We start from the raw sequence: 13,868 nt of genomic DNA, 5'->3' as shown, positions 1-13,868 counted from the left end.
TCCGGGGCGGATCGGGTCGCGCGGGACGTCGTCGATCTCGACGTCCGTGCCGGGCATCATCCGATGGCGGCCGGCATCGAGTCCTTCACGACCTGTCCTCCCTGCATTACCAGGAGCACGTTCGCGGCATCGGCGAGCAGCCCGATGTCATCGATCGGATCGCCCTGGCACACGACGAGGTCGGCGACCTTGCCCACCTCGACACTGCCGAAGTCGGCGTCCATGCGCATCAGCTCGGCGGCGGTGCGGGTACCCGCGGTGATCGCGGCGAGCGGGCTCAGACCGATGTCGGTCAGGTGGGCCAGCTCGGCGAGGTTGTGCCCGTGGGCGCCGACCCCCGAGTCGGTGCCGAGCGCGACCTTCACGTCGCGGCGTACCGCCTCGCTGAGGCGTTCCATCGCCACGTCGAGCAGCCGCTGCTTCTTGGCCGCCGCACTCGCGGCGAAGTCCTGGCCGGGGGCGTGGAAGGTCGACAGCGTCGGCACCAGGAAGGTGCCGCGCTCCACCATCAGGTCGATGGCCTCGTCGTCGAGGAGGTAGCCGTGCTCGATGCTCGTCACACCACCGCGGACGGCGTTCTTGATCCCCTGCGTGCCCTGGGCGTGCGCGGCGACCGGGACCCCCCGGTGCCGGCGGGTCTCCTCCACCACCGCCGCGATCTCCTCGACGGTCATGCCCTCGTCCTCGGGCTGGTCGCTCGGGCTGTTGACGCCGCCGCTGGCGCAGATCTTGATGACGTCGGCCTGGTCCCGCAGCAGGCGTCGCGTCGCGAGGCGCGCCTCGTCCGGCGTGTCGGCGAGCTCGTTGAACGGCTCGAGGATCGCGCACGGGTCGAAGCCGCTCGGCAGCCGGAAGTCGGCGTGACCTCCGGTGTGACTCATCAGTCGTACGGCGACCTGGAGCCGCGGGCCCTCGATGAGCCCCCGGGAGATCGCCTCCCGGTAGCCGGCGTCGATGCCACCGAGGTCGCGCACGGTCGTCACGCCCGCGTGTAGGGTCTCGCGCATCCGCTGGGCCCGTTCGAAGACGGTGACGGTCGGGAAGTTCGAGAGCAGCCGGTTCCGGAAGTCCCCGTTGTTGTCCATCAGGAAGTGGACGTGCACGTCGAAGAAGCCCGGCAGCACCGTGCGCCCGCCGAGGTCGATGTCGTCGTCCACCTCGACGTCGGGACAGCCCTCGGCCGGCCCGACGTACGCGAACCGGCCGTCCCGGATGAGGAGCGTCAGCCCCTCGACCGGGCCGGCACCCGTCCCGTCGATCAGGCGCGCGCCGGAGAGCCTGACGATCCTGGTCGACACCGTGGTCTGGTCCATGTCCATCACCGGGTCCATCACCGCTCCTCGAAGGTACGTCGGGCCTCGTCCACCAGCTCCGGCCGCGCGAAGAGCGCGACGGCCGTCATCGCGAGCAGCAGAGCGCCGTCCAGCGCGCACCGGTCGCCGTCCGGTCCGCCGGCCAGCTCGGCCGCGCGCCGGCTGTGCATGTCCAGCCCGGGCACGATCTCGACGGTCGGATGGATCGAGGGGATCACCTGGCTGACGTTGCCCATGTCGGTGGAGCCGGGGTAGACCTCGGTCCGGGGCGGCTCGGTGCGGCGCCCCAGTCGCGCGAAGTGGTGCTCGACCAGATCGCCGAGGACGGGGTTGGGCCGGATCGCGGCGTACACCGGGGCGGTCGGCCGGATCTCGACCGTGGCGCCGGTCGCGAGCGCCGCCCCCCGCGCGCAGTTCTCGACCCGGGGCTGGACGTTCTCGAGCAGCAGCTGCGGATCCTCGGTCCGGACGCTGGCCACGATCCGGGTCCGCTCGGGGATGATGTTCTGCGCCTCGCCGCCGTCGGTGATGATCCCGTGGACGCGAGCATCGCTCGGCAGCTGCTGGCGCAGCAGCCCGATCGCGTTGAGCGTCAGCACGGCCGCGTCGAGGGCGTTGATGCCGAGCTGGGGGCTCACCGCGGCGTGGGCGGCCCGGCCCTCGAACTCGATCTCGAGCCCGGCGCGGCTCAGGGTGCGCATGGCCGAGAGGTTCTCCCCCGACGGGTGGATCATCATCGCCGCGTCGATGCCGTCGAGGCAGCCCGACTCCAGCATGGCGATCTTGCCGCCGCCGCCCTCCTCGGCCGGACTGCCGACGACCACGAGCCGGCCGCCGATCTCGGGGTGCGCGACCAGCCACTCCCGCGCGAGCAGGCCGGAGCCGAGCCCGGCGGCGGCGATCAGGTTGTGCCCGCAGCCGTGGCCGATCTCCTCGAGGGCGTCGTACTCGCAGAAGATCGCAACGGTCGGGCCCGGACGTCCGGTGTCGTGGGTGGCGAGGAACGCGGTCGGCAGGTCGGCGACGCACTGCTCGATCGCGAAGCCCGCGCCGGCGAGCGCCTCGACCAGCAGGGCGCTGGCGAAGTGCTCCTCATAGCGCAGCTCCGGTCGGGCATGGATGCGGTGGCTGAGGTCGAGCAGCTGGTCCTGGAGGCGGGCCAGCCCGTCGCGCAGCTGCCGCTCGTCCTCGGTCGAGCGCTCGGTGGTCTCCGTGGACACGGACATGATCCTCCTGGGGTGACGGGGTACGGCGGGGCGGTGACCGCGGCGCCGCCGGGAACTCAGGGAGTCCGCTCGGCGGACCCGGGTAGCAGGACGACGCGGCCGCAGGCCCCGCCGACGCGCAGCCGGCGGACGGCGGCGGGGGCGTCCTCGAGCGCGAACGTGGCGACGTCGACGGTCAGCTCGCCGGAGGCGACCAGCGCCACCAGCTCCGGACCCCACCGCCGGGACGCCTCCTGGCGCCGCATCATGTTGACCGGCAGGAGCGCCACGTCGTCCAGCAACCAGCCCGGGAGGTCGAGGGTCACCTCGGTCCCGGCGACGTACCCGACGACGGCGACGCGACCGCCCGGCGCGACCCAGCGACTGCGGTCGGCCAGCTCGGGCCCACCGACGGTATCGACGAGCAACGTGAAGGGACGCTCGCGCGCGAGGTCCTCGTGCCGGTCCCGGTCCTCGAGCAGCACCGGGACCCCGCCCTCGGTCAGCCGCGCCGCCTGGTGCTCGTCCTTGACCAGGCCGTGCACCCGGCACCCCGCCCGCAGGGCGAGCTGGACCGCGGCGGCACCGACCGCTCCCGCGGCGCCGGTGACAAGCACGGTCTCGCCGTCGGGTGCGGAGACGCCGGCCGCGTGCCACCGGCCGAGTCCGGCCACGTCCCAGAGGGTCACCGCGGCGGTGGTCACCGGCTGTCGGTACGTCGCGGCGATCGGCGCCGGCATCTCCGGAGGCACCGGCGTCGCGCACTCGTCCGGCACCACCACGAGCTCGGCCCAGCTGCCACCGCGGTGCAGGCCGAGCCCGTCGCCGCGCACGTTGACGAGGGTCCCGGCCGCGTGGGTCGCCGACGCGACGACCAACCCTGCGCCCTCGACCCCGCCGACGTGCGGGAGCTCCGGACGGATCCCGAAGTCGCCGCTCGCGACGGTCAGGTCCAGGTGCGAGACCGCGGCGGCCGTGATCCTGACCAGCGTCTCACCGGCACCCGCGGCCGGCTCGGGTACGTCCTCGACCAGCGGCGGGCCGCCCCACTCGTGGAACCGTGCGGCCCGCATCATCGGTACGCCGGAGCGACCGACTCCCAGGGGCGCGCCTCCTCGAGCTGTCCGGCGACGGAGAGCAGCAGGTCCTCGCGGCCGTACGCCGCGGCGAGCTGGATGCCGATCGGCAGCCCGGTCCCGGTGGTCCCGGCCGGGACCGAGATCGCCGGCTGCCCGGTGGTGTTGAACGGTGCGGTGAAGGTCAGCACGTCGACGGACCTCTGCACCCCGTCGGGCTCGGTCCAGGGCCAGCTCAGCCGGGGCACGACGCTCGCGAACACCGGACTGAGGAGGAGGTCGTACTCCTCCCACCAGCGCGCCATCTCCTGCCGGTAGTCCTCCTGCCAGGTCAAGGCACGGATGAGGTCGATGCCGGTCATCTCCGCGCTGCGGTCCAGCCACAGCTGGGTGACCACGTCGAGGTCGCCGGGCTCCGGTCGGACGCCGGTCTCGGCGACGAGGTTCTCCAGGGTGAGCCCGACGGTGACGCTGAGCGCGTCGAAGAAGGTCGGCAGCACGTCGGGGTCGAAGAGCGCCGCGGGGTGGCTCTCCTCGACGGTGTGACCCAGCGACTGCAGCAGCTCGCCTGTCGCGACGACGGCGTCCCGGATCTCCGCCTCGACCTGCGGGGCGTGCTCGGGCGCGGAGGCGACCACTCCGATCCGGAGCGAGCCGGGGTCGCGGCCGACGGCGTCACGCAGGTCACCGTGGGCGAAGTCGGGGAGCCGCGGGCTGCGGTGCTGGCGGTCGGCCATCACCTCGATGGCTCCCGCCGTGTCGCGCACCGTGCGGCTGACGACCGCCGACACGCTGTGCCCCCAACGGTCCGCCGGGGACCCCTTGCCGGGGACGAGCCCGAGGCTCGGCTTGAGGCCGACCTGCTGGCAGAACGCCGCCGGCATCCGGATGGAGCCGCCACCGTCGCCGCCCGAGGCCACCGCCACCATCCCCGCGGCGACCACTGCAGAGGCGCCGCCCGAGGACCCGCCGGAGGTGTGCTCGAGGTTCCACGGGTTGCGGGTGATGCCGTGCACGGCGGTCTCGGTGGTCGACAGCACGCCGAACTCCGGCGCCGCCGTCGTGCCCAGGATGACGAACCCGGCCCGGCGCAGCCGCTGCACCAGGGGGCTGTCCGCCTTTGCCACCCGACCCTGCTTCGCCAGGTAGCGCGACCCGAGGTCGTGCGGGGCTCCCGCCAGGGGGTCCATGCTCTTCGTCAGGGTCGGTACGCCGGCGAACGGGGCGTCCAGCGGCACCACACGTGCCTCGGCCAGGGCCTGCTCGTAGCGCTTGTGCACGACGGCGTTGATCTCGCCGTCGTGCGCCTCGATGGCGTCGATCGACGCCTGCACCAGCTCCTCGGCGCTGACCTCGCGGTCGCGGACCAGCCGGGCCTGGTCGTGGGCGTCGAGGTCCATCAGGCCGCTCACGCCAGCTCCTTCTCGCGCTCGAGGACGACCGGCTCTGCGCCGGAGGTCGGGAAGTGGCAGGCGGCCAGCTGGGTCGGGCGGAGCTCGATGAGCTGCGGCACCTCGCTCCAGCAGCGCTGCTTGGCCATCGGGCACCGCGGCGCGAACGCGCAGGCGGGCTCAGCCCGCTCCTCCGCGCTCGGCTCGTAGTCCGAGGGCTCCGGCTCGCGCGGCTGCTCGGTCACCGGGTCGTCGTCGCGACGACGCGGGTCCGTCGACGGGACGGCCGCGATCAGGGCCTTGGTGTACCAGTGCTGGGCGTTGGCGAACACGTCCTGGCTGGTCCCGACCTCGACGACCCGGCCGGAGTACATCACCGCGACGCGGTCGCTGATCAGGCGCACCACCGAGAGGTTGTGCGAGATGAAGACATAGGTCAGGTCGCGCTGCCGGCGTACCCGGTCGAGCAGGTCGAGCACCTGGGCCTGGACCGACACGTCGAGGGCCGAGGTCGGCTCGTCCAGGATGACCACCTCGGGGGAGGAGCTCACCGCACGGGCGATCGCGATGCGCTGCTTCTGGCCACCGGAGAACTCGTGCGGGAGACGCTCGCCGCTGTCCTCGGGCAGGCCCACCTCCTGGAGCAGCTCCCGGACCCGGGCCTCGGCGGCCCGGCGGTCGACCCCCTCCACGGCCAGGGGCTCGCGGATCGAGCGACCCACCTTCATCCGCGGGTTCAGCGAGCCGCCCGGGTGCTGGAAGACCATCTGGATCTTGCCGCGGATCTTCCGGCCGAGCGAGCCCTTCAGCTTCTCGTAGCCCACGCCCTCCATCCGCAGGTGGCCGGCAGAGGGCCGGTCCAACCGGACCAGCAGCTTGGCCAGCGTGCTCTTGCCCGAGCCGGACTCCCCCACGATCCCGAGCACCTCGCCGCGATGCACCTCCAGCGAGACGTCGTCGACCGCGGTCACGTGCTGGCCCTTGGAGCGGAACCGTCGGGTGGCGTGCGCGGCCTCGAGCACCACGTCGGCGGGCTCGGCCGGCTCCGCGCCGGTCCCGATGCCCGGTGCGTCCTCGATGGACACCGCTTCGAGGTCTGGGGCCGCGTGGAGCAGCTTGCGGGTGTACTCGGTCTGCGGAGAGAGCAGGACCTCGTTCACCGAGCCCTGCTCGACGATCTCGCCGTTGAGCATCACCGCGACCCGGTCGGCGGTCTGCGCGATGACCCCCATGTCGTGGGAGATCAGGACGATACCGACGCCGAGGTCGTCGCGGATCGACCGGAAGAGCTGGAGGATCCCGGCCTGGACGGTCACGTCGAGCGCCGTGGTCGGCTCGTCGGCGAGCAGGACGTCGGGCTTGCCCGCCAGGGCCATCGCGATCGCGGCCCGCTGGCGCAGACCGCCGGAGAGCTGGTGGGGGTACTGCCGGGCTCGGCGCTCCGGCTCCGGCAGCCCCACCTGACGCATGAGGTTCAGCACCTCCTCACGGCACCGCTGTCCGGACAGCTGCTGGTGCCGCTTGACGACCTCGCCGACCTGCGCCCCGACCCGCATGCACGGGTCGAGGGCGCCCATGGCGTCCTGGAACACCATGGCGATCTTGCGTCCGCGCAGCTTGGTCAGGTGCTGCAGCGGCGCTGAGAGGACGTTGACGCCGCAGACGTCGAACCGCTCGGCAGTGGTGGTCGCGTTGCGGGGAAGCAACCCGAGCGCGGCCATCGCGATCGTGCTCTTGCCACTGCCACTCTCCCCGATCAGCCCGAGGATCTCCCCGGGTGAGACCGTCAGGCTCACCCCGGTGACGCTGGGAGCGGCGTCACCGTAGGTGATGGTCAGGCCGCGGACGTCGAGCAGCGTGTCGGTCGTATCCGTCGCTGCCGTCCCGAGGGGCTGGCCCTCTGCTGTTCGGGAAGAGTTGTCAGTCACGGGTAGGTCATCCCATCCAGGCGTTCTTGAGGAAGATGCGGGTGCTGGTCGCGTCTGCGAAGAAGTCGTGCAGCTCCGTGTCCCACATGTCATAGGCGCTCGGAGCGGCGTACGGCACGATCTGGTAGACGTTCTCGGCGATGTAGTCGCCGATCTCCTGGTAGCGCGCCTTCCTGTCCTCGTCGCCGTCCTGCGTGCTGATCGCGTCGGCCATCATCTGCCACAGCTTCGGGTCGTCGACCTTGGTCGCGGTGCTGCCCTCGTCGAACCACAGCGCGAGGTACTGGCTGGCGTCGGCATTGAGGGCGGCGTTGAGGACGATCATGTCGGCGTCCCACTTGCCGGAGAGCAGGTTGCTCACCAGTGTGGCGAACGGCGTCGGCACGACCTGCAGGTCGATGCCGATCTTGCCGAGCTGCTCGGCCAGCAACTGGGCCGTCGGCAGCGCGTTCTGGTTCTCCGACTGCAGGATCAGCTTGAGGTGGATGTTGCTCTCACCCGACTCCGCCAGCAGCTGCTTGGCCTGGTCCGGGTCGTACTTGTAGTTCGGCGTCTCCTCGGTGGCCGGTGCGCCCAGCGGGTCGGCCGGCGGCACGGTGTAGGCGAGCTCGCCGACGCCCTGCGAGCCGATCTCGATGAGCTGCTGCCGGTCGATGCCGACGCTGATGGCCTGGCGGACCATCGGGTTGGCCAGCGGGCCCTGGTCCATGTTGAGGCCGACCCAGTACGACAGGTTGTAGCCCGGACCGACGTTGAGTCCCTTGGCCTCGGCCGTCTGGGCGTTCTTGGGCACCCGCGCCTGCATCATGTCGATGGAGCCGGAGGTGAACGCCGCCATGCGGGTGGACTCGTCGGCCATCAGGCGGTACTCGACGCCGTCCAGGTAGGGCTTGCCCTCGTCCCAGTAGTCGTCGAAGCGGACGGTGCTGATCAGCGAGCCCTCACGGAAGTCCTTCAGCATGAAGGGGCCGGTGCCGTTCTCCTGGGTCTTCTGCGCCTCCTCGTCGGTGCTCTGCACCCAGGCCTTGCTGACGATGCCGGCGCTCCAGGGCTGGGCGAGCAGGTGTAGCAGCGACGCCTGCGGCGCGGAGAGCTTGATGACGACCTTGTCGTCGGCGGGAGCCGAGATGCTGTTGAAGTTGTAGAGCGAGGCGTACGGCGAGTGCTGGTTGGGGTCGACGATCCGCTCGAGGCTGAACACCACGTCGTCGGCGGTCACGTCGGAGCCGTCATGGAACTTGACGCCGTCGCGGAGGGTGAACTCGTAGGTCAGCTCGTCGGTCTGCTTCCAGTCGGTCGCGAGCGCCGGCTCGAGACTCTGCCCGTCCTCACCGAGGGAGAGCAGGCCCTCGTAGAACTGGGAGACCATCCGCTTGGCGTTGAACGCCTGCGCCATGATCGGGTCGAAGCCGCTCAGCGGCTGGCTGTCCTCACCGATGATGAGGGTGCCACCGGCCTGCGGGGTGCCGCCCGAGGACGGGCCGTCCCCGCTGGACCCCGACGTGCCGCCGCAGGCAGCAAGCGAGGTCGCCAGCGCCGCGGCTGCGACCATCGCGCCGAGCCGGCGGATTCTACGAGTATGCGACATGGGTCGCGCCCTTTCTCTGTGGCCGTCGCCGGGGCGGAGACGGTTCGTGGTGATGCGGTCCCGAGGGGTCAGATGAGCGAGCGTTTTCCGGCGTTGAAGCCCTCACCGATGAGGCCCCAGCCGACGGAGGCCAAGAGCAGTGCCGCGGCCGGCGCCAGTGGCAGCCAGGGGCACTCGGTCATGTAGTTCTGGGAGGCGAAGATCATGTTTCCCCAGCTGGGCTCGGGCGGCTGGACACCGAGGCCGAGGTAGCTGAGGGAGGACTCGACGAGGATCGCGATAGCCGCGGTGTTGGCGAACTGGACCGTCAGCAGCGGCAGCACGTTGGGGACCAGGTGCTTGGTCGCGATCGCGACGGAGGACACGCCGGAGACCCGGGCCGAGAGGACGAACTCCCGGCTGCGCAGCTCCATGCAGGAGGTGCGGACGACCCGGGCGAACTGGGGCACCGAGATCAGCGTGAGCACCAGGATCAGGATGGTCTTGGTGGGGTTGAGCACGGTGACCGCACTGAGCGCGAGGAGCAGCGACGGGAAGGACAGCACGAGGTCGATGCCGGCCATCAGGATCGAGTCGAGCCAGCCGCCGCGCAGGCCGGCGGCGATGCCGATCACGGCCCCCACGACCATCGCGAGGACGGCCACCGCGACGGAGATCCCGAGCGAGGTCCGGCCGGCGGTCAGCAGCCGGACGAGGTAGTCGCGACCGAGGTCGTCGGTGCCGAACCAGTGGGCGCTGCTGGGCGGGTCGAAAGGCGGACCGGCCACCTGCGAGGGGGTGTAGTCGGCCCACAGCGGCACCGTCAGCGACAGCAGGATCATCACCGCCAGGATGACGACGCCGGCAGTCACCTCCTTGCGGGAGCGGATGGCGGACAGGCGCCCACCCCGGCGGGCGGTCGGCGTCGCGGGGCTCTCGACGATGTCGGTCATCAGTCGCGTCCGATCTTCGGGTCGATCAGGGGCAGGAGTAGGTCGACGATGAAGTTGAGGAGCACGAACGTGGCGCCGAGCACGAGAATGCAGGCCTGGGCCACGGCGTAGTCGTGCTGGGTGATCGCGGTGACCGTGAGCTGGCCGATGCCCGGGATCGCGAACACGTTCTCGATCAGGATCGAGTTGCCCACGATCGCGGCCATCTGCAGACCGGCCACGGTCGCCACCGGTGCGGCGGCGTTGCGGATGCCGTGCTGCATCGTCGCCTGGAGCTTGGTGCTGCCGGTGGCGAGCGCGGTGCGGATGAAGTCCTGCTCGTAGACCTCGAGCATCGAGCTGCGCATGTAGCGGCACAGTGTCGATCCCAGCGGCAGGCCCAGCGCGATGCTCGGCAGGATCATCGTCTGGAGGTTCTTGAGTGGATCGTCGGCGAACGAGACGAAGCCCAGCGTCGGCCAGCTCGGGAAGAACACGGAGAAGAGGAGCACCAGGCCGACACCGAAGACGAACACCGGGATCGCCAGGCCCGCGAACGTGGCCGAGCGGGCGGTCACGTCGAAGGCGCGGCCGCGGCGCAGCGCCGCGATCGCCCCGGCTGGCACGCCCCAGGCGATCGAGATGAGGGTGGCGAAGATGGCCAACTCGAAGGTGTTGGGCAACCGCTCGCCGATCAGCTCGCTGACCGGGAGGCCGTTGAACACCGAGGTGCCGAGGTCGCCGTGCAGCATGTTGCCCAGCCAGGTGACGTACTGGACCGGCAGCGGCTCGTTGAGCCCGAGGTCCTCGGTGAGCTGGGCCCGGGTCGCGGCGTCGCTGTAGGGGCCGGCCAGGGTGTCGACCGGGCTGCCCGGCAGCATGTGCACGAGCGCGAAGGCGAGCAGCGAGAGGGCGAAGAGCACGCCGAGCCCGCGCAGCATGCGCCAGATGATGAAGGTCAGCAAGGGCGGCAGACCCGCCACTCGACGGGTGCGACCCACACGGATCGAGCCCATGGCCCCTGGTGCGACGTCGGTCATGTCAGTGAGCTCCTGCCGATCGGGACGGTCGCGCGAGCGGGGCGCTGGTCCGGACGACGACGGTCGGGTGGAGTGCCGCCACACGGCACCGATCCCTCCCCGAGGCCGACCGGCCCCTGAATCGTTCTACGTATCGTACGCAGTACGGACTCCGGGTCAAGGCCTCTTCCCTTCTCATCTGTTACGTCTTGATGACGTTCGAAAAAGCCCATCTCCGAGTGGGTTCTCAGCTTCAGCGGCCCCGTCGGGAGAGGTCCTCGCCGGCCCGGACCGAAGGCTCCGGCTGGGCACGTCGACCATCGACTGTGACCGTGCGCACACGATGCTGCGCAACCTGTCCACGACGGAAGTGGCTGTCCCGCGTCGCGGGACCGGCACGCTGCGTGAGTCGTCACGCGCCGGCGCGATCGGCCGCCGATGCCACCGCGGGCCGCAGCCCGTCGGTGAGGGCGAATCCCCCGAAGGCGCTCTCGAGCACGCCCAGGGCCGCCAGGACGAGGTCCTCGCGCCAGGCCGGCCCGACCACCTGGACGCCGATGGGCAACCCGTCGGCGACGGCGACGGGAGCCGCACCGGCGGGGAGGCCGGCCACGCTATAGGTGTGGGTGTAGTTGAACGACTCGTAGCGCAGGTAGCGCTCTCGGGGCACCCCGGCCGGCGGCTCACCGTGCCGTGGCGCCGGCCCGGCGCAGACCGGTACCAGCACCACGTCGTACCCGCTCATCCAACGGCGTACGTCGGCGCGTAGGTCGAACATCGCCTGCAGGACCCCGAAGTAGTCGACGGCGCTCGTCGAGCCGCCGTACGGCGGGTTCAGCACCAGGTCCATGAACTGCGGCACGTGGTCCTCGGGCCGGTCGCCGACCAGGCCGAGGATGCCGTCCCCACCATCCGCGGCGGTGGCCCGGAAGAACAGTTCGGTGGCCCGTCGTACGGCGTCCGGGGGACGCACCTCGGCGACCGCGGCGCCGGCCCGCTCCATCGCCGTCGCGGCGGACTCGACCGCCGCGCGGACGACGGGCAGCGGCGCGGCGATCCCGTCGTCGACGTACCAGCCGACGCGGAGCCTTGTCACGTCCACCGCCGCCGGGTCGCCGAGCGGCACCGGTGGCACGAACGGGTCGACCAGGTCCGGGCCCGCCAGCACCCGGAGCAACGCGGCGATATCCGCTTTGCTGCGGCCCATCGGCCCGACGCAGGTCAGGTCGAACATGCTGCCGGCGCGGCCGGGAGGCCAGGCGCCGGTCGTCGGCACCCGGCCGGTGGTCGGGCGCAGCCCGAAGAGGCCGCAGAATGCGGACGGCACCCGGATCGAGCCGCCGCCGTCGGTGCCGATGCCGATCGGCGACGCGTCGGCGCCGAGGATGGCGCCCTCGCCACCGCTCGAGCCGCCGGGCGTCCGGGTCGGGTCGAACGGGTGGTCGGTCCGGCCGTAGACCCGGTTGTCGGTCTCGTAGGAGAGCCCGATCTCGGGCATGTTGGTCTTGCCCACGACGACGGCGCCGGCGTCCTTGACCCGGCGGACCACCTCGGCGTCGCGGACCGGATCGTCGAGGCGGGCCAGCGACCCGCTCCGGCACGGCATGCCCACCGCGTCGAGCGCGTCCTTGACGGTGATCGGGATCCCCAGCAGCGGACCGTCCTCGCCGGCGCTCCGGCGTGCGTCGGCCTCGGCCGCGGCCACCAGCGCCGCCTCGTCGTCGCGCGCCACGACCGCGTTCAGGTGCGCAGCGTCGTCGAGCCGGCCCAGGTAGTGCCGGCACAGCTCGACGGCCGACAGCTCCCGCTCGCGCAGCCGCTTCGCCCATTCCTCGATCGTCGGCTCCATCAGGCGTCCACCCGCCCGCTTGTCACCGCATGCACGGGTGGGCGGCGGTCCGCCCAGGGCGCGGCCTGCTCGAGCTGCGCGGCGAGCTGGAGCAATAGGTCCTCGCGACCGTACGCCGCGCCGACGTGCAGCCCGACCGGCAGCCCGTCGGGACTGATCCCGAGCGGGACCGACATCGCCGGCTGTCCGGTGGTGTTGAACTGCGGGGTGAAGCACAAGATGTCGACTGACCGCCGCAGCCCGTCCTCCCGTCCGAAGAGGCCGAGTGGCGTCGCGGCGTGCGGCAGGACCGGGGAGAGGAGGAGGTCGAAGCCGCCGGCCCACCACGCCCCCATCCGGCGGGTGAAGGCGTCGCGCCACGCCTGGTTCTGGGAGTGCTGGGTGGCCGTGAGCGCGGCGCCCTCGTCGCGCCACCACCAGGCCATCTCCTCGGCCTCGTCCCGTGCCACGGGACGGCCGGCCAGACGCTCGAGCTCCTCGAAGAGCGCGGAGACGCTGGGGCTCAGCAGCTGCTGCCAGCGCTGGAGGTACTCAGGGTCGAGCAGCGCCTCGGGGTAGGCCTCCTCGACCTCGTGGCCGAGCGAGGCGATCAGCTCTGCGCCGGCCCGGGTGGCGGCGCGGACGTCGTCGTCCACGGGATACCCGTTCACCTCCGCTAGGTCGAGCAGCCCGATCCGCAACCGGGGCGGCGCCTGGGTGGCGAGCTGGGCGTAAAGGAGGGCGGGCGGCGGCGGGACGAACGCGTCCCCGGGCCGGTAGCCCGCCGCGAGGTCCAGGCCGGCCGCGGCGTCGCGCACCGTCTGGGTCAGGAAGCCGTTGGTCGTGTGGCCCTCCATGCCGTCGCCGCCCGGCGACATGCTGATCCGGCCACGGGTCGGCTTGATCCCGAGCAGTCCGCAGTGCGAGGCGGGCATCCGGATCGAGCCGCCGCCGTCAGTGCCCTGAGCCATCGGCACCATCCCCGCGGCGACGGCAGCAGCCGCACCGCCGGACGAGCCGCCCGGTGACCGGTCGAGGCTCCAGGGGTTCCGGGTCGCGCCGTACGCCGCCGGCTCGGTCGTGCACACCAGGCCGAACTCGGGCACGTTCGTGCGCCCGAGCACGACGAACCCCGACTCGCGGATCGAGCGGGTCAGTGCGCTGTCCTCGTCGGCGGTGCGCCCGATCCGCTTCAGCAGCTCGTTCCCCATGTGGTGCGGCTCGCCGTCCATCGGGTTGCCGAGGTCCTTGAGCAGCGTGGGCACGCCGCGGAAGGGTCCGTCGGGCAGCGGGCCGTCCGCCTCGGCGAGGGCCCGCTCGAAGCGCCGGTGGACGACGGAGTTGATGGTGCCGTCGAGCGCCTCGATGCGCTCGATCGCGGCCTCGACGAGCTCGCGCGGCGTCACCTCGCCGCTCCGCACCAGGGCGGCCTGCTCGGTGGCGTCCAGCTCGGCGGTCTCGGTCGCGAGGCTCATCTGTGGTCACGGCTCCTACGGGGTCGCGCGCCATCGGCGCTGTCGGGGTCGGCAGCGCGGTGCCGCAGACGCAGCGCAGCAGACACCGTCGCGAGGACGCCTGTCCCCGCCACCGTTTCGCTCAGTGGACCCAG

10 protein-coding genes are annotated in these 13,868 nt (G+C 71.8%); all 10 read right to left on the bottom strand.

Features of this window, described 5'->3' with window-relative positions; all coding sequences use genetic code 11:
• Positions 1-56 precede the first annotated feature (56 nt).
• The 10 genes from PZ894_RS13220 to PZ894_RS13175 all read right to left on the bottom strand — a co-directional run bounded on the left by PZ894_RS13220 (position 57) and on the right by PZ894_RS13175 (position 13,734).
• Complete coding sequence (locus PZ894_RS13220) at positions 57-1,331, bottom strand: amidohydrolase family protein (protein WP_275745410.1); 1,275 nt, start codon at positions 1,329-1,331, stop codon at positions 57-59.
• The gene (locus PZ894_RS13215; RefSeq protein ID WP_275745408.1) at positions 1,331-2,533 is read right to left on the bottom strand and encodes a M20 family metallopeptidase; all 1,203 of its coding nucleotides are present in this window, start codon (positions 2,531-2,533) and stop codon (positions 1,331-1,333) included. The genes PZ894_RS13220 and PZ894_RS13215 overlap by 1 nt, the downstream gene beginning before the upstream one ends.
• A 62-nt stretch (positions 2,534-2,595) precedes the next feature.
• Positions 2,596-3,594: a zinc-binding alcohol dehydrogenase family protein gene (locus PZ894_RS13210; protein ID WP_275745406.1), complete on the bottom strand. Its 999-nt coding sequence runs from the start codon at positions 3,592-3,594 to the stop codon at positions 2,596-2,598.
• Entirely contained in the window at positions 3,591-5,006 is a 1,416-nt protein-coding gene (locus PZ894_RS13205) for an amidase (protein ID WP_275745404.1), read from the bottom strand. The genes PZ894_RS13210 and PZ894_RS13205 overlap by 4 nt, the downstream gene beginning before the upstream one ends.
• A complete protein-coding gene (locus tag PZ894_RS13200; RefSeq protein ID WP_275745402.1) occupies positions 5,003-6,913 on the bottom strand; it encodes an ABC transporter ATP-binding protein in 1,911 nt (636 codons plus the stop codon). The genes PZ894_RS13205 and PZ894_RS13200 overlap by 4 nt, the downstream gene beginning before the upstream one ends.
• 7 nt (positions 6,914-6,920) lie before the next feature.
• Positions 6,921-8,465, bottom strand: coding sequence for an ABC transporter substrate-binding protein (locus PZ894_RS13195; RefSeq protein WP_275745400.1), 1,545 nt, complete (start codon positions 8,463-8,465; stop codon positions 6,921-6,923).
• Positions 8,466-8,569: 104 nt separating this feature from the next.
• Positions 8,570-9,433 (bottom strand): ABC transporter permease, encoded by an 864-nt coding sequence (locus tag PZ894_RS13190; RefSeq protein ID WP_275745398.1) that lies wholly within the window; start codon positions 9,431-9,433, stop codon positions 8,570-8,572.
• Positions 9,433-10,452, bottom strand: coding sequence for an ABC transporter permease (locus PZ894_RS13185; protein WP_275745397.1), 1,020 nt, complete (start codon positions 10,450-10,452; stop codon positions 9,433-9,435). Before PZ894_RS13185 ends, PZ894_RS13190 begins: the two co-directional genes overlap by 1 nt.
• Positions 10,453-10,843: 391 nt before the next feature.
• Complete coding sequence (locus PZ894_RS13180; RefSeq protein WP_275745395.1) at positions 10,844-12,280, bottom strand: amidase; 1,437 nt, start codon at positions 12,278-12,280, stop codon at positions 10,844-10,846.
• Positions 12,280-13,734, bottom strand: coding sequence for an amidase (locus PZ894_RS13175; RefSeq protein ID WP_275745393.1), 1,455 nt, complete (start codon positions 13,732-13,734; stop codon positions 12,280-12,282). Before PZ894_RS13175 ends, PZ894_RS13180 begins: the two co-directional genes overlap by 1 nt.
• Positions 13,735-13,868 lie beyond the last annotated feature (134 nt).

The organism is Nocardioides sp. YIM 152315 (assembly GCF_029210375.1).
Lineage (GTDB): Bacteria > Actinomycetota > Actinomycetes > Propionibacteriales > Nocardioidaceae > Nocardioides.
Note: the sequence above shows the minus strand (reverse complement) of the source record. Positions and strands in the feature narration are given on the sequence as shown.

Coding starts and splice junctions, on each gene's coding strand:
- PZ894_RS13185 (WP_275745397.1), bottom strand. CDS start 10,452: ATGACCGACGTCGCACCAGGGGCCATGGGCTCGATCCGTGTGGGTCGC.
- PZ894_RS13175 (WP_275745393.1), bottom strand. CDS start 13,734: ATGAGCCTCGCGACCGAGACCGCCGAGCTGGACGCCACCGAGCAGGCC.
- PZ894_RS13195 (WP_275745400.1), bottom strand. CDS start 8,465: ATGGTCGCAGCCGCGGCGCTGGCGACCTCGCTTGCTGCCTGCGGCGGC.
- PZ894_RS13220 (WP_275745410.1), bottom strand. CDS start 1,331: ATGGACCCGGTGATGGACATGGACCAGACCACGGTGTCGACCAGGATC.
- PZ894_RS13210 (WP_275745406.1), bottom strand. CDS start 3,594: ATGATGCGGGCCGCACGGTTCCACGAGTGGGGCGGCCCGCCGCTGGTC.
- PZ894_RS13180 (WP_275745395.1), bottom strand. CDS start 12,280: ATGGAGCCGACGATCGAGGAATGGGCGAAGCGGCTGCGCGAGCGGGAG.
- PZ894_RS13190 (WP_275745398.1), bottom strand. CDS start 9,433: ATGACCGACATCGTCGAGAGCCCCGCGACGCCGACCGCCCGCCGGGGT.